A 22,208-nucleotide genomic window follows, 5' to 3' on the forward strand; every position below is an offset into this window, starting at 1 on the left:
ATATTGGGAGGAATAAAGTATATGTTGTCGATTTTAGGGTTTGCCATGATTTTCACCTTCTTGTTTTTGATCATGACGAAACGAACATCTCCTTTTCTTGGTTTGGCGATCGTACCTGTTATTTTTGGTTTAATCGGGGGATTTAGCACAGAATTAGGACCGTTGATGATGGAAGGGATTCAAGGTGTAGCGCCAACTGCCATTCTTTTGTTATTTGCCATTTTGTATTTTGGTATCATGCTAGATACAGGATTATTTGATCCACTAACTTCAAAGATTATTAAGTTAGCAAAAGGTGACCCGCTTAAAATCATTGTTGGAACAGCGGTGTTAGCAGGAATTATTGGATTTGACGGTGATGGCTCTACGACAATGATGATTGTTGTTACAGCTTTTCTGCCACTTTATAAAAAATTGGGAATTAGCCCTATTATCCTGGCTTCGATCACCATTATGCAAGTCGGGATTACCACACTTGTTCCTTGGGGAGGCCCTGCAGGCCGGGTAGCAAGTGTCCTGAATCTTGATCCAACCCAATTATATCTTCAAATGCTGCCAGGAATGATTGCAAGCCTGCTGTATGTCGTTGGCGTTGCTTACTTTATCGGTTTGAGAGAACGAGCTAGATATAAAAGGGAAAGCAGTGAATCACTTTCTTTGTCTGAAGCTAGAATTATGGATGCTGCAATTGAAAGCGCTACAATCGAAAACATTGTACCAAAAGACAAAAGCCTTAAACGTCCTAAACTAATCTGGATTAACTTTTTATTATCAAGCGTGATTATGATTGCCATTGTTCTTGAATCGCTGCCTGCAGCTGTCCTATTTCTTCTTGGCACCGCGATAGCATTGCTTATTAATTATCCGCATATAAATGATCAACGGGATCGGTTGGCTGCCCACGCACCTAATGCATTAGCCGTTATTGTCATGGTTTTTGCTGCAGGAATTTTCTCAGGAATCTTTAAAGGTACTCCTGTCTCTGAATCTATGGCCCAATCGCTGGCCTCCATTATTCCTACAGAAATGGGAGCTTCTCTAGCCTTGTTTACTGCGATTATTAGTGCGCCTGCTCTTTTTTTAATAGGTCCTGATGGATTTTATTTCGGGATTCTTCCAGTCTTGGTTGAAACGGCTGCAGCTTATGGTATAGATGCTATAAAAATTGGAACCGCTTCATTATATGGCACTCCCTTCGGTATTATGGGACCGCTCGTAGCATCGGTTTATTTACTAGTTCATATAACAGGTATTTCATTAGGTGATCTCCATAAACATGCTGCAAAATGGTCGCTTGGAATCCTGCTTATCTATATTATTTTTGGCATATTTTCAGGAATTATTTTGCTATGGTAGATTGAAGATATTTTAATGAAACCGTGATTGTTAAATCATGTTTTTCTAGAGGACTTTTTAATCGAAATCACTATTTAAATAACACGGAGGTATAAAAGAATGTTGTATGCATTTAAAGGGCACTCTCCAGAGGTACATTCAAGCACCTATCTTGCACCAGGAGCTCAGGTAATTGGCAACATTGAACTTAAAGAACATACATCTGTTTGGTTTAATGCCGTTTTAAGAGGAGATAACGAGAAAATTACAATTGGGAAAGGCTCTAATATTCAAGACGGTGCGGTTGTCCATGTTGATCCGGGATATCCGATTCATGTGGGGGAACATGTCACAATTGGACATAACGTGGTATTGCATGGATGCACTGTAAAGGATGGGGCATTAATCGGTATGGGTGCTACCATTTTGAATGGCGCTGTTATAGGGGAAGGTGCTTTGGTTGCTGCGGGAGCCCTTGTTCCCGAAGACAAAATAATCGAACCTGGTGTTTTAGTAGCCGGAGTGCCAGCAAAGGTCATTCGTCCACTTACTTCGGTAGATATCGAGCGTTTAAAACAAGGTGCATTTCATTATGTCAAAAACGCCGCAAATTATAGGGAAGAGAACATTACTGAAAAAGAGAATTTTCTTAAAGAAGGATAATAAGTATTAATAATAATCATGCAGATCATCAAAAGTTGATGGGTCTGCCTGTTTTGCTATTATCAATCGCAAAAAGATAAATTATCTGAAAAAGTGCACTATATATCACATGAAGCAAGTGATAATAGAAACCTATAAAAATTCATTCGTGAGGAAACGATGGAGGCAAAACAATGTATATAAAAAAATTACCTGAGAAAACTGTTGTCCAATTATTCAATGCTATCCTTTCCTTAAAAACAGAAGAAGAGTGTGCAGCATTTTTCGATGATTTATGTACCATGAATGAGATAAAGTCGTTCATGCAAAGGTTAGAAGTTGCAAGAATGCTAAGAAAAGGCGATACCTATATGGACATACAGTTAGAAACTAACGCCTCATCTGCTACAATAACAAGGGTTAAGAAATTATTGGATTATGGGAATGAAGGCTATCAAATAGTGCTAGAACGTATAGAGAATCACGAGAAGTGTAGGAGGGGATAAGTCTCCTCAACATGGAAGTTATTCTATAAATAATTGTATTACTAATTCTTTGATTCAATCTATCATTCACTCGATTTTGATAGATTATTTTCTGCAGCAAATAAAAAAACATTAATAAGAAGTGGAAGCAATCCGGTGAAGATTGCTTCCTTTACTCTAACATTCAATCGGCATTTTCCAATTTTTAATCCAGCCGCGCGCCTTCATCGCTTCTGCTAGTCGTCCAACTCCTACTAAGTAGGCAGATTCGCGCATCGTCACGTTTTTCTCTTCTTTCATTCGATACACACTTTCAAACGCATTTGTCATTTTTTCTTGCAGCTTTTGATTCACTTCATTTTCTGTCCAGAAATAATGCATGGAGTTTTGTACCCATTCAAAATAGGAGACAGTTACTCCCCCAGCGTTACATAAAATATCAGGAATGACAAAGATGTTCTTTTCCTCCATAATATGATTTCCTTCTGGTGTTGTTGGACCGTTTGCAGCTTCAGCGACTATTTTTGCTTTAATCGTCGGGGCGGTTTTCCCTGTGATTTGGTTTTCTAATGCGGCCGGCACAAGGATATCACAGTCCATTGCGAATAGTTCATCATTGGTAATATTTTTATTGTTTTCAAACCCATTTACCGTTCCGGTTTCATTGACATAATCGATTAGCTTCATAATATCCAGGCCTTCTGGTTGATAGACTCCGCCTTTCGCATCAGTAATCGCAATGACCTTTACTCCATATTGATGTAATAATTTTGCAGTGATGGAACCGACATTGCCAAAGCCTTGGATGACAGCTGAAAGATTCGTTAGTTCGAGATTTAACCGTTTAGCGGCCTCGAGAATGGAGATGACGACTCCTCGTCCAGTTGCCTCGATCCTGCCGACTGATCCGCCAATCACCACAGGCTTCCCGGTGATAAATCCAGGGACACTATGACCTGATAACCGGTCAAATTCATCAAGCATCCAGCCCATAATTTGCGGATTTGTATTAACATCAGGGGCAGGGATATCTTTTTCCGGTCCGATAATCGGCTCGAGTTCCCGAATAAATCCGCGGCTTAATTCCTCTAATTCTCTTTCTGAAAGCTCGTGCGGATCAACAATCACTCCGCCTTTTCCTCCTCCGAATGGTAATCCGATAAGGGCTGATTTTAAGGACATCCACATCGATAAAGCCTTTACTTCATCCTCGGTTACACTTGGATGGAAGCGAATCCCCCCTTTGGTTGGACCAAGGATATCTACATGCTGTGAGCGGATCCCTGTGAAGCTTTCATATTCACCATTGTCACGGCGAATCGGAATGGAAACCTTCATTAATCTGGCTGGTTTTTTTAAAATCTCATAGACACCTTTTGGGAGTTGAAGTGATTCGGTTGCCCGTTCGATTAAACGTTTGGCAATTTCATAAGGATTGGTTATTTCTTGGCCATTTTGGTCTTCTTTCACAGGCATTTCAGAACGAATTTCAGAGATTGGATCTTTATTTTTTTCTTCATGAGGATTTTCGTTTGTTATCTTCGGTTTTTCCTCCATAACGATATTCTTTACTGGATCTGGTTTGTTTCCCATTATCAAGTCATCCTTTCTATTTTATAAAAAATTAATGAGATGAGTTTCCGTGCTTTTGTTGTAATTCCTTATCGATACGCATATCGTTATCTGCATCAAGTTCAATATAACGTTCTTCCTGATCGCGCTTTAGGTTAGTTTCTTCTTCGTACTTTTTTTGCGCTTCCATCGTTCGTTTTGCATAAGGCAGGGCATCTAGCCGATAAATAGATATAGGTTCGCCTGTATCGATACAGATTCCATAGGTTCCATTTTTGATCCTTTCCAACGCCTCATTGACATCCTCCAAAAGTTTTTGGGAAGACTCATACAGCATCATTTGTTTTTCTTGTTCATCCAGTTCAGTGGCAGTATCGGCAAAGTGATTATCGTAGCTGGACAACTCACCGTAAACATCTAATGATAATTGGTGATTAGATTCTAATTCATCAATAATTCCTTGTTTGATGGTTAATAGTTTATTTTCAAAATACTTAAGTTCTTCTTTTGTCAGCATTCTTTTTCCCTCCATTTTTGACTTTTATGTTTCCTTACCCATTCCCTATAAAACTTAAAACTGTGAATGAATAGAATCTAGAAATAGACTTATATAAGCCAAAAGTAACAGATTACTATTTTTTAAAAATTAATGGTTTATCGTACGGACAAGAAGGTTATAGTTACACTAAGTCCGAGAGGACAACACAAAATTTCACAAGGAGGAAGTTAAAAATGGCTAAAAACAATGATGATAAAAAAATGACAGTAGAAGAAGCAGGTCGTAAAGGTGGAGAAGCGACATCAAAAAATCATGATAGAGAATTTTATCAAGAGATCGGAAGAAAAGGCGGAGAGGCGACTTCTGAAAATCATGATAAAGAGTTCTATCAAGAGATTGGAAGAAAAGGCGGCGAAGCTACATCCGAAAATCATGATAAAGAGTTTTATCAAGAGATTGGAAGAAAAGGCGGCGAAGCTACATCTGAAAATCATGATAAGGAATTCTATCAAGAAATTGGCGAAAAAGGCGGCGAAGCTCGCAGCAAGCAAAGGAATAATGACTAACCCTTCTTATTAAAAAGGTTAGATTAGGAAGAGGTTGACTCACCGAAGGGTCAGCCTCTTCGGTTAATTAATGAACAATCAAAAATGAGGTGAGAAAAAAATGAAAACAAAAATGGATGTATTGTTAACAAAAGATGATATGGTAAACGAAGAGATTGTGCCGGAATGGGTGATTAAGGAATATAAAACATTCAATGAAACGGTAACAGATCCGACTTTTCCTTGTTATTTTGGAATGAGTGCGGAGAAAAAGGGAGAACTTCGTTATTCATACATTACACATGATGATTGGTCACATCTCCCTGATACCATTCAACGGTTTATCAAGCTGTTTGATTCTCCAAAGCTTGTCCGTCACGGCTTATTTCTTTTCGTAGAGCCTGAAAAAGAAGAGAAATCGATTACCTATTATCGAAACTATTTTTGGCGAATTCTGCAATACTTACATAAAAATGATGATAAACCGTGGCCAAAGGATATCCCCTATGATCCCGATCATCATCTGTGGGCATTTTCATTTGCAAAGGAACCATTTTTTGTTTTTGGAAATGCACCAGCTTACAAACAGCGGAAAACAAGGAATTTAGGAAACAGTCTTGTTTTAGGTTTTCAACCGCGCCGTATTTTTGAGGGATTAGAGGGAACCTCAAAAGGAGGGGCAATGTCTAGAGAAAAGGTAAGAGAACGTGTGGAAAAATGGGATCAGCTGCCGAAGCACCCAAATATCAGCCATTACGGTGATCCTGATCATCGCGAATGGAAACAGTATTTTATTGGAGATGATGCGAAACCGATGAAAGGTAAATGTCCGTTTCATGACCTTGTTAAATAAGTTAAATGAAAATTATGATGCCAAGAAAAGGCGGCCTTTGATTCAGCAATGAGTGGAAGGTCGTCTTTCTTTTACTATTCGTCCATTAGTTACATTGTGAAGCACAGTACAAAGTTAAATCACTCTAATGATCTTCTAATCAAACTTTTCTTTTTTTCTGCCTGATTTTTCATCATCCTCTCATGAGTCTTTCATTTTCTAATAGTACATTACAAAGAAATAAAGTTTTTGGGAGGAAAGTTAGATGAAAATTGTGATAGTACCCTCAGGATTTAAAGAATGCTTAGATGCAGAGGAAGTAGCGTTAGCGATGGAGCGCGGTGTAAGACGCTTTGATCCGTTGATCGATTTGGACGTAATCCCGATGATTGATGGTGGCGAGGGATTTGTGAAGACAATCGTTCATATAAAAGGTGGAGAATTAGTTTACAGAAAAGTGACAGGGCCAGTCGGCAGACAAATTGAAAGTTATTTTGGGGTATATGGAGAAAATGGCAGGCGTACGGCTGTCATTGAAATGGCAGCGGTTTCCGGCTTAAAGCTCATTCCTAGTAATAAAAGAAATCCTTTAAAAACAACGACTTATGGTGTGGGAGAGTTAATTTTGGCTGCACTTGATGAAGGTGTTGATCACATCTTAATTGGCTGCGGTGATTCTGGTACGTCAGATGGAGGGGCGGGGATGGCGCAAGCTTTAGGGGTTCAGTTTAATGATAAGAACCAACGAATCGTTGAGATTAATGGCGGAGCGGATTTGTTAAAGGCTGCTTCAATTACAACAACTCAATTAGATCGACGATTACATCGTGTTTCAATCGATGTTGCATGTAATTGGAAGAATATTTTATGCGGGGAAAATGGGGTAGCTCGTGTCTTTGGACCGCAAAAAGGAGCAACGCCAAAACAGGTTGAACTATTATCGCAAGCATTGGATCATTATGCTGCTTTAATTCAAGAAGCGGTGGGGCTTGATGTCCGTTCCATGCCAGGCAGCGGCGCATCTGGAGGATTAGGTGCAGGGCTGCTTGCTTTTACGGGAGCTATCTTACATCCAAGATTTGATCTTATTTTAGACTACATAGAAATAGAAGAAAAAATTTCTGCAGCAGATCTTGTTTTTACCGCAGAAGGAAGTATAGATTTCCAAACTCCAAATGGGAAAATCCCTGCTGAGGTTGCGCGGATTGCGAAAAAAAATAACATCCCGGTCATTGCCATTACGGGAACAATTGGGAAAGGGGCAAATGTCAATTATCAAGCAGGCATAGATGCGTATAGCAGTATTATTCAAAAGCCAACCTCCTTAAAAAAGGCAATGAAAAAAGCTCCAAAATGGATTGAAGAAAGTACGGAGTCTGTTTTGAGGCAAATTGCGATTGGCTTAGGAATTGCCCAGAGAAAGCTCCCTCGTGAAGGTGTTTATCATAAATGATGACAAGAATGGAGAGGCATAGTGCAAAAGAACACCCCATTAAATTAACGATAAATAATCCATCAAAGTCAGTTGTTATTGGCAGTTTGCATGTACTTATTTTAATCGTCATTTTCATGATTGATGGCATAAACTTTCAAGCAAAAATCGCGTTATTTGCGTTTTTATCGGCGATGATATTTTGGATGGCGACAAAAATTCCTGCAGGTTTTGTCGCCCTATCCCTCATAGTGTTTATCATCATCATGAATGCCGGAGAAGAGGATTTGTTATACCAATCCCTGTCAGAAGAAGTTGTATGGCTAATGATTGGCTCTTTTATTATAGGGGAAGCGGTGAAGGAGTCCGGGTTAGCAAACCGTCTAACCTTTTCTCTCTTAAAAAACCTGAATACAAAAAACAATGTGCTTCTTGGAGTATGTTCCGTATTATTTGCCTCAGCATTTCTTATTCCGTCCACTTCCGGTCGGGCAGCATTATCATTGCCGATGATTCATCAGCTTAGTCAAAAATTTGCGGCTTCAGAACAAAGGGTGTTGGCGATTATGACACCGGTCATCATTCTAATGAGCACTTCAGCCACGCTGATCGGAGCGGGCTCGCATTTGATTGGAGTGGGATTACTAGAAAGTACTGTGGATCAATCGATTTCTTATGTTCAGTGGCTTATCTGGGGAGTACCGTTTGCGTTAGTGATGACGTTTCTTTCCTTTCTTATCATAAAAATTTTTCTTTGGCCGAAAGACGGCTGGAAGGAAATAGGTCATATAAAACGTGAAGAAGAGGGAAAACCTAAAGAAAAGATTAATGGGAAAGAAAAAAAGACAATGATTTTGGTATCTCTTTTGGTTGTATGCTGGATGACAGAAAGCATCCATGGCTATGATCTTGCCTTTATTACGATGGTAGGTGCTGTTTTAGTGATGACACCTAATGTGGGAATCATTAGCTGGAAACAAGGGATAAAGTCGATATCGTGGAATTTAATTTTATTTGTTGCTGCGGCAACGGCACTGGGGAAAGTTTTAGTGGATACAGGTGTAGTCAACTGGATGGAAAAAAACATGCTAAGTGTTTTGCATTTGTTTAATGATGCTCCGGATTGGTTTATTGTACTGATGATTTTAACCGTCACGGTAACAAGTCATTTGTATATTACTTCACATACAACTCGTGCCATCGTCTTTATTCCAGGATTCCTATTATTTAGTGAAACAATCGGTGTAAATTCTTCTGCCGTTGTTTTTCTTAGTTTAATAGGGATGAACTATTGTGTAACTCTTCCTGTCAGCTCCAAAGCATTGCTGCTCTTTTACGAAGATGACAATATTTCATATGATGCACGTCATCTAGTAAAGCTAAGTGCCATATTAATGCCGCTTTATCTGATGGTGATGATGGTCTTCTATTTTACTTATTGGAGGTGGATGGGGCTGCAATTATAAGTTGGAATGAGGGATAGAAAACACTAGATACAGTAAACACTGTTACTAGTGTTTTTATTATGCTTTTCATCAAGTAAAGTGGATAACTTTATAGATTTAAAACAATTTAGTTACTTGACGAAAATTAATTATAAAAGTATAATAACTTACATAAAGTAACTAACTTTTAACTATCAATCGACTGTAGGAAAGCAGATCACCTTAGACGAAAATGTGCAGATATAGAGAACTCGCAAAGAGAGGTAATTGCAGCTATGCTAGAGCAGAATTCCGGGATCGAAATTGGCCTCTATACTCTTGGAGATATTGGACCTGATCCGAATACCGGCCAGACAATTAGTGCTGGGCAAAGGTTAAAAGAGATTATCGAAGCGGCAAAACTTGCTGATGAGGCTGGACTGGATATTTTCGGGGTAGGTGAACATCATCGATTAGATTATGCGATATCAACTCCCCCAGTCGTTTTGGCAGCCATTGCTCAAAACACAAAAAGAATAAAATTGACAAGCGCAACAACCGTGTTAAGCACAATTGATCCTGTTCGTCTTTTCGAAGATTTTGCAACATTAGATTTACTTTCGGATGGACGTGCGGAAATTATTGCGGGCCGTGGAGCATTTGTTGAATCTTTTCCTCTTTTTGGCTTTAGCACGGATGACTATGATGCCCTGTTTTCGGAGAATATTGAGTTATTTTTAAAGCTAAATGAAAACGAGAGAATGTCATCTTGGCATGGTCACTTCCGCTCCTCATTAAGGGATGCCGAAATAGCCCCCAGACCTTTACAGAAACAGCTGCCAATTTGGGTCGGTGTCGCCGGTTCGCCGGAAAGTGCAGCCCGGGCTGGCAGGCTCGGTGTCGGGATGGCTGTAGCGATTCTTGGTGGTGATCCAGCAAGATTTAAACCATTGGTCGATTTGTACCGTCAAACCGGTAGCGAAGCTGGGCATGCTTCTGAAAACCTCAAAGTTGGGGTGACAGGGCATGGGTATCTTGCAAAGACAACCGAACAAGCAAAAGATGAATTCTACCCGTACTATTCAAATTATTGGTCATACGTAAACCGTCAACTCGGGATGACGGGCAGGATGTCAAGAGCAGACTTTGACCAGCTGACAGGAGGGGATACGGCCTTGTTCGTAGGCAGTCCGCAGCAGATTATCGAAAAAATCCTGCACCAGCATGAACTGTTTGGACACCATCGTTTTATGGCACAGATCGATATCGGCGGGATTCCGTTTAAGAAAATAGCTGAAGGCATTGAACTACTAGCAACAGAGGTAGCTCCAATAATTCGTAGGGAAACAAGAAAGTAAGTTTGTTAGGAGAAATAGGTTAGGTGGTGAAAGCATGGGTTTTTTAAATAAACTATTTGGACATTCAACAAAGGAGGAAGAAACAATGGCAAATGAAAAATTAACGATTGGAATTATTTTAGGAAGCACACGTCAAGGTCGCGTAAGTCCGCAAGTAGGTGAGTGGGTAAAGAGCATTGCAGACAAACGTGGGGATGCAACCTATGAAATTGTTGATATTGCAGATTTTAACTTGCCGTTTTTAGGAACAACTGATGGTACAGAACCAGGAATTGCAGCGTGGAACGAAAAACTTTCCAGCTTAGATGGCTTCGTATTCATCGTTCAAGAGTACAATCACAGCATAACAGGAGCATTAAAAAATGCCTTAGATTTTGCCCGTGAGGCATGGAACAACAAAGCAGCAGGAATTGTCAGTTATGGTTCAACCGGCGGAGCACGTGCTGCTGAGCATCTACGCGGTATCTGCGGTGAATTAAAAATTGCTGATGTTCGTACACATCCGACCCTATCTTTATTTACAGACTTTGAAAATGGCTCTGTATTTAAACCTCAAGAATTACATCTTACAAACGTCAATGTCATGCTTGATGAAGTAGCAGCATGGAGCGGTGCGTTGAAACCATTAAGATAGGATAGTATGAGAAAGGCTGTCAAAAGGTGACATAGCTATTTATAAATTACATTATGACACTGTGATTCTAGAGAATCAGAGTGTTTTTTTTTGCTAATGCCTATTTTTGAATGTGCCATTATGTTTATTGATGGGTGCTTTAGTGATCATGGACACTGGTATAAAAGGCAAGTGCCTGTAGTGGAGCTAGCTATTTAACATAAAATTTAGTTTATTAGAATGACACTCGTTAGTATGACAATGAATTGACAAGAACTTTTATAAATTATATAGTGAAACTGCAACCGGTTTCATGGGGAGATGTCGAAAAAGTGAAAAAACATTACCTTATAATATTGCAAAATAAGTTAATGTATCTCCAACAAAGTTTCACGAGTTTTAAGATCATACGAGAGTCGTCGAAGGAATGTAAGGAGTAGGTTTCAACCTCATAAACTACTTTATTCTTTCGGCTTTTTTAATAGGCTAGTGTTAGTCAAAACAACTTATGAAATTAGTAGGACATTTAGAGGTTACTGAAGAACAAATATAAGAATGAGGTGTCCATTTTGTATATGAATTCTGAACAAATAAGAAATGTAATAGACAATAAGAAGAGTTCGCTTCTGTTTTCAAGCCAAGAAGAACAAGATATTTGGTTCGAAACGATAAAGAAAAAGACTGCTTATCAGCCTTTGCTTGAAGAAATTAGGGTCGAGGCGAATAGGCTGCTAAGTGAACCTTCTCAAGAATTAACGTTTTCCACCTTTACTATATTTAGAGATACAGGGGCACGTCTTGAATATGAAAAGGTATATTTTGCAAAAAGAAGACGGCTTAACACCTTTGTCATTATGACTTTGCTGCAGTCGAAGCACTCAGAGTACTTGGAAGAGCTTCAAAATATCATTTGGTCAATATGTAATGAGTATACTTGGTGTTTACCTGCTCATTTAAAAAATAGTCCTGAGATGGCTACAAATAGTAAGGGATCAATTTCTCAGACTTTACAACAACCTACCTATTCAATTGATTTATTTGCTGCTGAAACAGCGTTTACCCTTAGTGAAATTTTAAAGTTAACAAAGAATCTTCTTGACCCTTTACTTCAGAAACGAATGGTAGAGGAAGTGTATCGAAGGGTTTTCTTACCATTTTTCCATCAACCTCCATTCGAATGGGAAACATCGACACATAACTGGTCTTCCGTATGTGCAGGTTCAATTGGTTCAGCTGCTTTACATATAATCGAAGATGAAGAAATGCTTTCAGCTATATTAGAACGTGTCTTAAGTAGCATGAACTATTATTTAAAAGGATTTAATGATGATGGTGCTTGTATGGAAGGGTATGGTTATTGGCAATATGGCTTTGGATATTATGTGTATTTTGCGGATTTACTTAAGAAAAAAACAAATGGAAAAATAGATTTGTTTGATTCAGAAAAAGTCCACCAGATTGCCCTTTTTCAGCAGAAGTGCTTCCTATATAAAAACCAAGTTGTTAATTTTTCAGATTCTGTTCAAAAGGCAACGATCTTTTTAGGTCTTAGCCATTATTTAAAAAAGATCTTTCCAGACGTTGAAGCTCCTGAAGTAGACCTTCGAGCTTCATATACTGAAGATCATTGCAGCCGATGGGCGCCGGCATTGAGAAATTTACTATGGTTTGATGAACATGAAGAAGGCGTGCCATGGCAAAATAATACGTACTATCTTAGAGACTCACAATGGTTTATATCAAGAAATGATCATTCTGTTTTTGCCTGTAAAGGTGGTCATAATGATGAACCTCATAATCATAATGATATTGGCCATTTTATTTTGCAAGCTTATGGTGAAACATTTTTAAGAGACTTAGGCAGTGGATTGTATAGTGCAGCTTATTTTAGTGAAGAGCGTTATACACTCTTATGTAATGGCTCACAAGGGCATTCTGTCCCAATCATAAATAATCAATTTCAAGCAGCGGGAGCAGATCATTTTGCGACTGTAAAGAATGCCTCAATAGCGGATGATATAGATACTTTCGAAATCGATATGGCAAACACATATGATGTTAAATCACTAAAAAAGTTGCGGAGAAATTTTTCATGGAAAAAGAAGGCTAAACCTGAACTGATATTGAGAGATACTTATCAATTCTCTGAAAAGCCAGAATCAATTGTTGAACGATTTATTACTCCTTTCCTTCAAATTACGGAAGATCATGATGGCCTCATTTTGAATGGAACGCAAAAAATAAGAGTAAAATATAATCGTGAACAATTAGAACTATTTATAAGAGAAGCTGAATTTATAAACCATTTTGATGCAAAAGAAGCTTTGTTATTGTTGGATTTCGCTGTGAAGAATCCAAGCGATTTTGTTCAAGTAGAAATTGTATTTCAAGTTTTATAAAGTTGAAAACAACTGAACAAGTAAAAAACTTTATCTAAGGATGAAATAAAAAAAGCCATCAATCATTTGGGAAATTTTAATGAGTTGCTCGACCATCACAAAGAAAATAATCTAATTTCTGAAAAGGTATATATTTTTCTAAAGGCGGATGTTGAGTATTTGTTAGGAAGATCAAAACAGATCTCTTAAGCATTCGATCAACAAATAAAAGTGGCGAGAAGGCTCCAATCATTTTATGGTCTTCTCGCCTTTTTGGATTTAACTACATTCAGCTACTTTTAACATAGTAAAAATATTGTCAAAGAGGTAAAAAAAATACATACCCAGAGGGAACAACTCAGTCTAAAATAGTCATTATAACATTCTCTTTAAATGGAGGAGATAAAATGGAGTCAAATGGTTGGACGGGAGGCTTATTTCGAATCTGTGAATGGATGACTAGACTTGCTTATATAAATTTGCTATGGGTATTTTTTACATTTGTTGGGTTTATTATTTTCGGTTTAGCTCCATCAACGGTTGCTTTGTTTTCCATTGTAAGAAAATGGATTATGGGTGAGAAAGATATTTCTATATTTTCTTCCTTTTGGTCAATTTATAAAAGGGAGTTAAAAAAGGCTAATAAATTATGGTTTTCATTAGTAATCATTTTCTTTTTTATGTATATTGATTGGGTATTAATCAATTCGATGAGCGGATTTCTTCATTATTTTCTTTTAGCATGCTTTATACTAATAGCTCTCTTGCTTACAGTTGTTCTTATTTTTATTTTTCCTGTGTATGTTCACTTTGAGGGAACGATTCTCCATTATTATAAATCTGCACTACTATTAGGAACATCTTTTCCCTTCCGCACGATCCTTATGGGCATTGCAATAGGGACATGTATTCTCGTAAGCTTATTGTTCCCAGCTGTTGCCATTCTCTTTTTTGGAAGTGGTCTAAGTTTTGTTTTAATGTATGTTTCTTATTCTATTTTCACTACTATTGAACCAAGTGTTTAACTTAAATGTAAAATACACTCTGAACTCTTGTTTGCTTCAACGGGAGTAATGAGTGTTTTTTTATTTTAGGCTGATACCCGTAAATCTTGTTGCATTAGATATATCAGCGAAATTCCAATTTTATTGGCGATATTCAAGAAATATCAGCGGAATTTCAATTTTATCGGCGATATTCAGGAAATATCAGCGAAATTCCAATTTTATCGGCGATATTCAAGAAATATCAGCGGAATTCTAATATTATCGGCGATATTCAAGAAATATCAGCGGAATTTCAATTTTATCGGCGATATTCAGGAAATATCAGCGAAATTCCAATTTTATCGGCGATATTCAAGAAATATCAGCGGAATTCTAATATTATCGGCGATATTCAAGAAATATCAGCGGGATTCCAATTTTATCGGCGATATTCAAGAAATATCAGCGAAATTCCAATTTTATCGGCGATATTCAGGAAATATCAGCGGAATTCCAATTTAATCGGCGATATTCAGGAAATATCAGCGGAATTCCAATTTTATCGGCGATTCTCAAGAAATATCAGCGAAATTCCAATTTTATCGGTGATATTCAAGAAAAATCAGCGGAATTCCAATTTAATCGGCGATATTCAGGAAATATCAGCGGAATTCCAATTTTATTGGCGATATTCAGGAAATATCAGCGGAATTCCAATTTTATCGGCGATTCTCAAGAAATATCAGCGAAATTCCAATTTTATCGGCGGTATTCAAGATATATCAGCGGAATTCTAATATTATCGGCGATATTCAAGAAATATCAGCGGGATTCCAATTTTATCGGCGATATTCAAGAAATATCAGCGAAATTCCAATTTTATCGGCTGAATACTGATTTTATCAGCGACTTCAAGATTAATAACGTTATGTATAAATGCACATTAATCCTCATAAAAGTAAAAAATTTACTATAATAGTGGATACTTTTTAACTGATCATTCATAAGTGAAACATACAATTTTTTTCAAGAAGTAAAAATTATTGCAAATCTCATCAAAATACTGTTAAGTGTCCAGGTCTTTTATTTTTTATAATAAATCCATATTACAAGAAGAGGTGATGACCTATGAGTTCAAAGGTGGAGACAGCTTCTGCCTCAAAGGTACTAAAAGAAAGGAAGAGAAAGCCATCAGTTGAAAGAACTGAAAATCTGGCAGGTTTTCTATTTGTATCACCGATGCTTATTGGTGTTTCAGTATTAGTTTTACTCCCAATCTTTGCAACCTTTATTTTAAGTTTTGCTGATTGGAAATTTATACAGAGTATTGACCAATTAAAATGGGTGGGCTTTGAAAACTTTAAAGACTTAATGGGAGATAAAGTATTTAAAAAGTCACTTCTAAATAATGCGATTTTTTTATTCACTGTACCAATTTGTATGATCTTTTCCTTAGTGTTAGCCGTTGTTATTGATAAAAGCGTTTACATGAAGAGTTTCTTTAAAGTAGCATTTTTCATGCCTTATATTTCAAGTGTTGTCGCAATTGCAGTTGTTTGGCAAGTATTATTTCACCCTTCTGCTGGACCAATTAATCAAACCTTAATGTCTTTAGGGATTGACGATCCTCCGAAATGGATAGCAGACCCGAATTTTGCTTTAATTTCAGTTATGTTTATTCAAATTTGGATTTCAGTAGGCTTTAATTTAATTATCTACATTGCAGGTCTTCAATCGATTCCAAAAGAACTATATGAAGCTGCAGAAATGGACGGAGCAAACTCATGGATAAAATTTCGTCAAATTACATTTCCGATGGTATCTCCAACATCATTTTTCTTACTAATAACTGGAATTATTTCTACATTTAAAGTCTTTGATCTAATCGCCGTTTTAACAAAAGGTGGTCCAATGCATTCAACAAGTATGCTTGTTTGGCACTTATACGACACAGCATTTGTTAATCTGGATATCGGATATTCTTCAGCGATGGCGGTCATTTTATTCTTTATCGTATTCTTAATTACAATATTTCAATGGATCGGTCAAAAAAAATGGGTTAATTATTGAGGGGAGGAAACGTTGTGACAAAGCAAATAAATCTACAAAAGATGATTACAACCATTATTGTTTTTTTAGTCAGTATTTTATTTTTATTACCATTTGCTTGGATGCTTTCTACATCCTTTAAAATCGAGGCAGATGTTTTTACATTTCCGATTCAGTGGATTCCTGAAAGAGGGAACGGCTTTAATAATTATAATGAAGTATGGTTTGGAGATTATCCGTTCTATATCTACTATTGGAACTCAATAAAAGTAGCGGTAACAACAACTATCATTTCTTGTGTCGTCTCTGCATTAGCAGCATACGGGTTTTCCAAGGTGAATTTTCCAGCAGGTAAATGGCTGTTCATCATTGTTTTAGCAACTTATATGGTTCCACCTCAAGCAAGCTTAGTACCACAGTTTATTTTATATCGAAATATCGGTTTGTTTGATAGTCATTTAGGATTGATTCTATTAGGAAGCTTTAGTGTTCTTGGTACATTTATGCTGCGTCAGTTTTTTATGGGGATTCATAATGAGTATATTGATGCGGCAAAAATTGATGGTGCCGGCCACTGGAGAATCTTTTGGTCGATTGCATTGCCGATTGTTCGTCCAGCAGTTGCAACCTATGCCATTTTAAGATTTATCTGGACATGGAATGATTACCAAAATCCGCTTATTTTCTTACGTACGGATGCACTTTACACCATTCAGTTAGCGATGCAGAAGTTTACGACAATAAATGGAGAATTTTATTCACTTATCATGGCAGCAGCAGTGTCTGCAATCCTTCCGCTATTAATTATTTTTATTATAGGTCAAAAGCAAGTTATTGATGGTATTGCGCTTGGCGGAGTAAAAGGGTAAATTTTAATAGATTAATGTCAAATATTTATTAATATAGGTAAAATTATTTACATTTCATAGTGATAGCCCTTTGCTATAATTCGGTTTGTAAGGGCTTTCTAAGTTGATTTGCTAATAAAGGGGGAAATAAAATGAAGAAAAAGATCTTATCCACTATTTTTGCATCAACCATCCTCTTAGGCGGTTTGGCTGGATGCTCAGGTGGAAGCGGAGAAAGCACATCAGGGGCAGAAAGCAACAAGAATGAAGAGGCTGTTACGATTAAATTCCATACACATGGCAATGAAGCCAGTTATAATTGGAAAAAAACAATTGCAGCCTTTGAAGAAAAGTATCCAAAAATTGATGTAGATTTAGTTATCCTAAGTGAAAAAGGAGATACTCAAGAAGCCACTCAAAAGCTGGATTTAGCAGCTGCATCTGGAGAGCAACTAGATGTATTAATGTTTAGTGATCCAGCAAGCTATGCACAACGAGTAGAATTAGGGATGGTAGCACCGATTGATGAATTTATTAAAGAAGAGGGCTATACAGTTTCTGAAGAATATAAAGTTGATACAAAATTAAATGATGGTTATTACGCTCTTCCAGGGAAATTTAATCCTTGGTATGTATTACTAAATAAAAATCATTTAGATGAAGCAGGGCTTGAAGTTCCAACAGACTGGACTTGGGACGAGTTTATGGAATACGCGAAAAAGCTAACAACCGATAAACATTATGGAACCTATTTCCACGGCCCGCAAGGTGATAGTTGGATGGAATACTTAAAACTGGCACTTGCTAGTGAAGAGGATAACGTAGACTTTATTAAAGCAGATGGGACGTCTAACATTGATAGTCCACTGTTCCGTAAAACATTAGAAATGCGTGTGAAAATGGAAAAAGAAGATAAATCCTCAACACCATATACAGATATTATGTCGCAGAAGCTTCATTATCGTAATCAATTCTTTGGACAAGACGCTAGTACTATTTTAATTGGAAGCTGGATGAATACAGAATTAGGTGGAACAGATCAGTTCCCGCTAAACTTTAATGTAGCTGTTGCGCCATATCCAAAGAATGAAGCTGGTGCTGAAGGTGGATACACTCCTGTAACAACTGACTTTATGTCGGTTGCAGCAAATTCTGAGCATAAGAAAGAAGCATATACATTTATTCGTTGGTACACAACAGAGGGACAAATTGTTCAAGGTAAAAACATCCCATCCTGGAATGGTGTAAGTGACGAAGATTTTGGATCAATTATTGACGGAATTTTAGCAGGGACAGCAACTCCGGAGAAGGTAGATCGAGAATCATTAGTGAATGTATTGAGAAACGCTAAATCTTCAAAGATTATTCCACCTGTGTCCTATCAATCTGAGATTAATAAAGTAGTTGGTGAAGAGTACGAAAAGTTAATTTTTGGTGAGCAGGATATTGATGCAACGATCAAAGCAGCTCAAGAACGTGTACAAGAAATTATTGATAATAATCAATAAGATTTGAAAAATAATAATGTTGGGGCGTAAACCGTTTCCGCCCCCATCTTTTTCTTTATACTATCTCTAATTTTTATTTTCTGATAGTATAAGAAAAACTGAAACCTCGCTCAAAAGCCTTGGCGAAATTTCAGATTTTTCTAGATGAGGAGGTTGGTTATGTGGAATCGGATACAGCAAAGGCTGGCGCCCCGTTCTTTTCGTTTTAAGGTTATTTTGATTTCTGTTATATGTTTAGTGCTTCCAGCAGTAATTACATTATTTATAAATAGTTATTTAACAAAAGATGCGATGAAGGAGCAAGCCATTTCAAATGCAAATCGAGAATTAAGATTAGCAAATGAATATGTGACAAAGTTGTTCGAAGATATGCTATATGTGGCAAATTTTGTTCAACTTGATTCAGAAATAAATACAATATTAAAAAAGAATGCAAAAATGGGTACTGAAAAAGCTGAAAGTACCGTTCCAGGTGAGCAATATCAGAAATATCTGGATGATCGTAAGGTAACCAAAACAATTGAAAACATCACATTAGTTGGTGAAAAATCATATGTTACGATTCTTCTTAAAAATGGTAAATCTTATTCGAATTACCCTGTAAGTGACTATGATCCAAAGAAGTTGATAAAGGAGCCTTGGTTTAAACAATTAGATCATGTTTATGGGTATGAAGCGATTTGGATTGGGAGTCAGCCAACTGTTTTTAAATTTGAACAAAGCAGCAGCCCTTACCAAATCTCAGTTGCAAGAACGCTAAGAGATTCTAATTTTAAAATATACGGTTATGTAATCGTTTCAATTATGGAAAGTAAAATCAAACAAGCCTTTGAAAATATGCCTGGTAGTGAAGAAATGATGATACTCGATTCATCAAAAAAAGTTCTTTCCCATCAAGATAACGAAATGATTGGTCAAATGTTCCCATATTCAGAACAAGTGAACAAGAAAAACTTTTCAAATATCATTGAAATTTCAAATGAAAATTACCTTTATGCTGAACATCAAATTCCTTATACAAAGTGGAAGCTTATTTCAATTAATCCATATAAACAGGCAATTCTTAAAATAAACTCAATTTTTAATAAAATATTTTTCGCGCAATTGATCTCATTTGTCATTTTCTTTTTTCTCTTAACATATTTACTTCAAACGATTACAAAGCCGCTTGTCCATTTAGGAAATGTTGCGACAACTGTGCAAGGCGGTAATTTAAATGTACGTTCAAATTTAAAAAGTAAAGATGAAATTGGCAGGCTTTCAAACTCTTTTGATCAAATGCTTGATCGAATTAATGACATGATTAAAGAAATAACAGAAACACAGGTAAGAAAACGAAAAGCAGAATTTGCTATGTTACAGGCGCAAATTAACCCTCATTTTCTTTTCAATGTTTTAAATTCGATTCGAATGAAAGTGATGAGAAAAGGTGACTATGAGAGTGCAGAAATGATTAGTTCTTTATCAAAACTATTACGAATGACGATTGATAAGGATAAAGGAATGATTTCTTTTAAAGAAGAAGTTGAGATTGTAATAGATTTTGTCAAGATCATGAATATGCGTCAAAAAGAAAAGGTAACATTGGAAATAAATGTATCACCAGCTGCTTATTTGGAAGAGATCCCACGATTTATTTTACAGCCAATAATTGAGAATTCAATTATACATGGGTTAAATCAAAGTGCAGGAACGATTTCGTTAGAAGCGTTTGTCAATCATAATGATTTTGTTATCATGATTGAAGATAGTGGGCGGGGAATGGATGAAGAGAGATTAAATCATGTAAGAAAAAACTTAAGTATTAAAACAGAAACAATTAATACCCTAAATAAAAAAGGTTTCTCAAGCATTGGCATATCCAACGTGTATGAACGAATGAAGATGACCTTTGGTGATGCATTTAACATGCAAGTTTCTAGTATTGAAGGAAAAGGGACAAAGGTTATAATGTTTGTTTCTAGAGGAGGTAACAGATCTTATGTATAAAGTGATGCTAGTTGACGATGATTATCCTGTACTAGAGTTGTTGTCTGAAACGATTAAATGGGAACAACTGGGGTTAAAACTTCAAAGTATACATGAAAATGGTGCTAGCGCGTTAGAGTATGCCTCAAAAGAAATGCCAGACATATTAATAACCGATATTGGTATGCCCAAAATGAACGGAATTGAATTAACGAAACAGATAAAAGCACAAAATCCGAATATACAGGTATGTGTTCTAACTTGCCATAATGAATTTGAGTTTGCACAACAGGCTTTAAAGTTAAACGTACAGGATTATATCCTAAAAGATACTCTAAATCCTGATGATTTAGCGATATTATTAATAAAATTAAAGGAAAATCTAGACAAAGAAAGTGCAAAAAAACAAAAGGAATTTAAATTAGAAACGATCGTTGAGAGAAATCGAGAATCGATGAAACGGGATTTTCTGAGAAAGACAATCTACCAACCAATTTATAATGAGAAAGAATGGTATAAAGAAGCCTATTCTTTAGGATTAGATTTAAAGAATCTTTCATTTATTCCTGTGTTATGCTTTGTTCAAAATTTCCGTTTAGCAAAGGAAGCCTATATTTCTAATGAAACATTAGTCTTTTCCTTACAAAATGTGATTGGGGAAGTGCTAAGAGAGTATAACAATGGTTCAGTGCATATTACTTTCGGAGAGAAAGATTCTTTTATTCTTTTTCCATATCGTTCAAGCTTAAAATCCGACAGCTTCGGCATAGCTACTGAGTGTATAAGTAAAATTCAAAAAGCTGTTTTACATTCTTTGAATATTTCACTGTCCTTTATCATTGGTGATGTCTTTGATAGCCAGGAAGCCTTTAGATCAGAACTAGAACGTTTATTAAAAAGTACAAATCAACGTTTTTATATGAAAAATGGCGAAATTGCCAAAAAACAATCTGAAATGAAATTATCTGAAGGCTTATTCTCATGGTATGACGAGGCATATGTTGAAATAAGACAGCTGATGATAGAAAAGGATAAACAGAAAGTTGTCCCTACTGTGGCAAAGTGGACAGGAATTTTTCAGGAGAAAGAATATCCTGCTGAGGCTGTAAAGGATTGGGTGTTAAAGCTTTTATTAGATCTAAAGGTGAAATTAAAAGCGCTTCAGTTTTTTGGGACAAACTATTCTGATGATGTTCTCCACGAAGAGATCCTCGGAATTGATTCATTAAATGAGTTAAAAATATGGTTAATCAACTATTTTGATTCGCTGCTTTTTGCAGTAGGTGAAATTACATCAAAATCACGACGAAAAGATGTCGTTGAAGCTTGTAAATATGTTGCACTTAATTTGGAAAAGAAAATAACGCTAGATGAAGTTGCTAGCTATCTTTATTTAAATCCAAGTTATTTTAGTCGATTGTTTAAAAAAGAAATCGGAGAAACGTTTGTAGAGTACGTGACCAAAGCCAAGATGAATCGAGCAAAAGAATTACTTGAGCAAACAATTGATCCAGTAGGAAAAATATGTGAGAGATTAGGCTATGACAACCAAAGCTATTTCATCAAAGTATTTAAAAATTATGTAGGTGTGACTCCAATTGAATTTAGAGGAGAAAGAGTGTAACTTGAAATTTTCATTTAATAGAGAAGGAGTTTAGTAAGTTTAATAGAACGTATGAAGATGTATTTTTTCTTGATTTATTATGTAAGGGCTTTATTTTATACTGCTAATCT

The 22,208-nt window shown here is 36.5% G+C and carries 18 protein-coding genes and 1 pseudogene; 17 read left to right on the forward strand and 2 right to left on the reverse strand.

The window, feature by feature from the left end; genetic code table 11:
* Window positions 1-21: 21 nt before the first annotated feature.
* The 3 genes from ACSVDH_RS07825 to ACSVDH_RS07835 all read left to right on the forward strand — a co-directional run bounded on the left by ACSVDH_RS07825 (window position 22) and on the right by ACSVDH_RS07835 (window position 2,483).
* Window positions 22-1,356, forward strand: coding sequence for a CitMHS family transporter (locus ACSVDH_RS07825; protein ID WP_439252189.1), 1,335 nt, complete (start codon window positions 22-24; stop codon window positions 1,354-1,356).
* Window positions 1,357-1,455: 99 nt separating this feature from the next.
* Window positions 1,456-1,998, forward strand: coding sequence for a gamma carbonic anhydrase family protein (locus ACSVDH_RS07830; protein WP_439252190.1), 543 nt, complete (start codon window positions 1,456-1,458; stop codon window positions 1,996-1,998).
* Between the two features lie 173 nt (window positions 1,999-2,171).
* On the forward strand, window positions 2,172-2,483 hold the full coding sequence (locus tag ACSVDH_RS07835; RefSeq protein WP_439252191.1) for a YerC/YecD family TrpR-related protein: 312 nt from the start codon (window positions 2,172-2,174) through the stop codon (window positions 2,481-2,483).
* 156 nt (window positions 2,484-2,639) lie between these two features.
* Here the strand turns inward: ACSVDH_RS07835 and ACSVDH_RS07840 are convergent, their stop codons facing one another.
* Both ACSVDH_RS07840 and ACSVDH_RS07845 read right to left on the reverse strand, forming a co-directional pair.
* On the reverse strand, window positions 2,640-3,938 hold the full coding sequence (locus ACSVDH_RS07840; protein WP_439252201.1) for a Glu/Leu/Phe/Val family dehydrogenase: 1,299 nt from the start codon (window positions 3,936-3,938) through the stop codon (window positions 2,640-2,642).
* A 148-nt stretch (window positions 3,939-4,086) separates the two neighbouring features.
* The gene (locus ACSVDH_RS07845) at window positions 4,087-4,551 is read right to left on the reverse strand and encodes a TraR/DksA family transcriptional regulator (RefSeq protein WP_439252192.1); all 465 of its coding nucleotides are present in this window, start codon (window positions 4,549-4,551) and stop codon (window positions 4,087-4,089) included.
* A gap of 215 nt (window positions 4,552-4,766) precedes the next feature.
* Between ACSVDH_RS07845 and ACSVDH_RS07850 the strand changes: the two genes are divergently transcribed.
* From ACSVDH_RS07850 to ACSVDH_RS07915, 14 genes and pseudogenes are all read left to right on the forward strand, one after another.
* Window positions 4,767-5,099: a KGG domain-containing protein gene (locus tag ACSVDH_RS07850; RefSeq protein ID WP_439252193.1), complete on the forward strand. Its 333-nt coding sequence runs from the start codon at window positions 4,767-4,769 to the stop codon at window positions 5,097-5,099.
* A gap of 100 nt (window positions 5,100-5,199) precedes the next feature.
* On the forward strand, window positions 5,200-5,931 hold the full coding sequence (locus tag ACSVDH_RS07855) for a YqcI/YcgG family protein (protein ID WP_439252194.1): 732 nt from the start codon (window positions 5,200-5,202) through the stop codon (window positions 5,929-5,931).
* Between the two features lie 244 nt (window positions 5,932-6,175).
* Window positions 6,176-7,363: a glycerate kinase family protein gene (locus ACSVDH_RS07860; protein ID WP_439252195.1), complete on the forward strand. Its 1,188-nt coding sequence runs from the start codon at window positions 6,176-6,178 to the stop codon at window positions 7,361-7,363.
* Window positions 7,360-8,808, forward strand: coding sequence for an SLC13 family permease (locus ACSVDH_RS07865; RefSeq protein ID WP_439252196.1), 1,449 nt, complete (start codon window positions 7,360-7,362; stop codon window positions 8,806-8,808). Before ACSVDH_RS07860 ends, ACSVDH_RS07865 begins: the two co-directional genes overlap by 4 nt.
* A 254-nt stretch (window positions 8,809-9,062) precedes the next feature.
* Window positions 9,063-10,124, forward strand: coding sequence for an LLM class flavin-dependent oxidoreductase (locus ACSVDH_RS07870; RefSeq protein WP_439252197.1), 1,062 nt, complete (start codon window positions 9,063-9,065; stop codon window positions 10,122-10,124).
* A gap of 34 nt (window positions 10,125-10,158) precedes the next feature.
* The gene (locus tag ACSVDH_RS07875) at window positions 10,159-10,758 is read left to right on the forward strand and encodes an NADPH-dependent FMN reductase (RefSeq protein ID WP_439252198.1); all 600 of its coding nucleotides are present in this window, start codon (window positions 10,159-10,161) and stop codon (window positions 10,756-10,758) included.
* A gap of 554 nt (window positions 10,759-11,312) precedes the next feature.
* A complete protein-coding gene (locus ACSVDH_RS07880; RefSeq protein ID WP_439252199.1) occupies window positions 11,313-13,136 on the forward strand; it encodes a heparinase II/III domain-containing protein in 1,824 nt (607 codons plus the stop codon).
* Between the two features lie 42 nt (window positions 13,137-13,178).
* A pseudogene (locus ACSVDH_RS07885) lies at window positions 13,179-13,325 on the forward strand (FIMAH domain-containing protein); the annotation flags it as partial.
* A gap of 197 nt (window positions 13,326-13,522) precedes the next feature.
* On the forward strand, window positions 13,523-14,140 hold the full coding sequence (locus ACSVDH_RS07890) for a YesL family protein (protein WP_439252200.1): 618 nt from the start codon (window positions 13,523-13,525) through the stop codon (window positions 14,138-14,140).
* Window positions 14,141-15,229: 1,089 nt separating this feature from the next.
* Window positions 15,230-16,171, forward strand: coding sequence for a carbohydrate ABC transporter permease (locus ACSVDH_RS07895; protein WP_439252203.1), 942 nt, complete (start codon window positions 15,230-15,232; stop codon window positions 16,169-16,171).
* Between the two features lie 41 nt (window positions 16,172-16,212).
* Window positions 16,213-17,019, forward strand: a complete 807-nt coding sequence (locus ACSVDH_RS07900; protein WP_439252241.1) for a carbohydrate ABC transporter permease — start codon at window positions 16,213-16,215, stop codon at window positions 17,017-17,019.
* A gap of 131 nt (window positions 17,020-17,150) precedes the next feature.
* On the forward strand, window positions 17,151-18,506 hold the full coding sequence (locus ACSVDH_RS07905; RefSeq protein ID WP_439252204.1) for an ABC transporter substrate-binding protein: 1,356 nt from the start codon (window positions 17,151-17,153) through the stop codon (window positions 18,504-18,506).
* A gap of 159 nt (window positions 18,507-18,665) precedes the next feature.
* On the forward strand, window positions 18,666-20,495 hold the full coding sequence (locus ACSVDH_RS07910) for a cache domain-containing sensor histidine kinase (protein WP_439252205.1): 1,830 nt from the start codon (window positions 18,666-18,668) through the stop codon (window positions 20,493-20,495).
* Window positions 20,488-22,098, forward strand: coding sequence for a response regulator transcription factor (locus ACSVDH_RS07915; protein ID WP_439252206.1), 1,611 nt, complete (start codon window positions 20,488-20,490; stop codon window positions 22,096-22,098). The genes ACSVDH_RS07910 and ACSVDH_RS07915 overlap by 8 nt, the downstream gene beginning before the upstream one ends.
* Window positions 22,099-22,208 lie beyond the last annotated feature (110 nt).

This window comes from Metabacillus sp. Hm71 (assembly GCF_051842955.2).
Taxonomy (GTDB): Bacteria; Bacillota; Bacilli; order Bacillales; family Bacillaceae; genus Metabacillus.

Coding starts and splice junctions, on each gene's coding strand:
- ACSVDH_RS07905 (WP_439252204.1), top strand. CDS start 17,151: ATGAAGAAAAAGATCTTATCCACTATTTTTGCATCAACCATCCTCTTA.
- ACSVDH_RS07880 (WP_439252199.1), top strand. CDS start 11,313: ATGAATTCTGAACAAATAAGAAATGTAATAGACAATAAGAAGAGTTCG.
- ACSVDH_RS07830 (WP_439252190.1), top strand. CDS start 1,456: ATGTTGTATGCATTTAAAGGGCACTCTCCAGAGGTACATTCAAGCACC.
- ACSVDH_RS07875 (WP_439252198.1), top strand. CDS start 10,159: ATGGGTTTTTTAAATAAACTATTTGGACATTCAACAAAGGAGGAAGAA.
- ACSVDH_RS07845 (WP_439252192.1), bottom strand. CDS start 4,551: ATGCTGACAAAAGAAGAACTTAAGTATTTTGAAAATAAACTATTAACC.
- ACSVDH_RS07900 (WP_439252241.1), top strand. CDS start 16,213: ATGATTACAACCATTATTGTTTTTTTAGTCAGTATTTTATTTTTATTA.
- ACSVDH_RS07890 (WP_439252200.1), top strand. CDS start 13,523: ATGGAGTCAAATGGTTGGACGGGAGGCTTATTTCGAATCTGTGAATGG.
- ACSVDH_RS07895 (WP_439252203.1), top strand. CDS start 15,230: ATGAGTTCAAAGGTGGAGACAGCTTCTGCCTCAAAGGTACTAAAAGAA.
- ACSVDH_RS07870 (WP_439252197.1), top strand. CDS start 9,063: ATGCTAGAGCAGAATTCCGGGATCGAAATTGGCCTCTATACTCTTGGA.
- ACSVDH_RS07915 (WP_439252206.1), top strand. CDS start 20,488: ATGTATAAAGTGATGCTAGTTGACGATGATTATCCTGTACTAGAGTTG.
- ACSVDH_RS07860 (WP_439252195.1), top strand. CDS start 6,176: ATGAAAATTGTGATAGTACCCTCAGGATTTAAAGAATGCTTAGATGCA.
- ACSVDH_RS07825 (WP_439252189.1), top strand. CDS start 22: ATGTTGTCGATTTTAGGGTTTGCCATGATTTTCACCTTCTTGTTTTTG.
- ACSVDH_RS07850 (WP_439252193.1), top strand. CDS start 4,767: ATGGCTAAAAACAATGATGATAAAAAAATGACAGTAGAAGAAGCAGGT.
- ACSVDH_RS07840 (WP_439252201.1), bottom strand. CDS start 3,938: ATGCCTGTGAAAGAAGACCAAAATGGCCAAGAAATAACCAATCCTTAT.
- ACSVDH_RS07865 (WP_439252196.1), top strand. CDS start 7,360: ATGATGACAAGAATGGAGAGGCATAGTGCAAAAGAACACCCCATTAAA.
- ACSVDH_RS07910 (WP_439252205.1), top strand. CDS start 18,666: ATGTGGAATCGGATACAGCAAAGGCTGGCGCCCCGTTCTTTTCGTTTT.
- ACSVDH_RS07855 (WP_439252194.1), top strand. CDS start 5,200: ATGAAAACAAAAATGGATGTATTGTTAACAAAAGATGATATGGTAAAC.
- ACSVDH_RS07835 (WP_439252191.1), top strand. CDS start 2,172: ATGTATATAAAAAAATTACCTGAGAAAACTGTTGTCCAATTATTCAAT.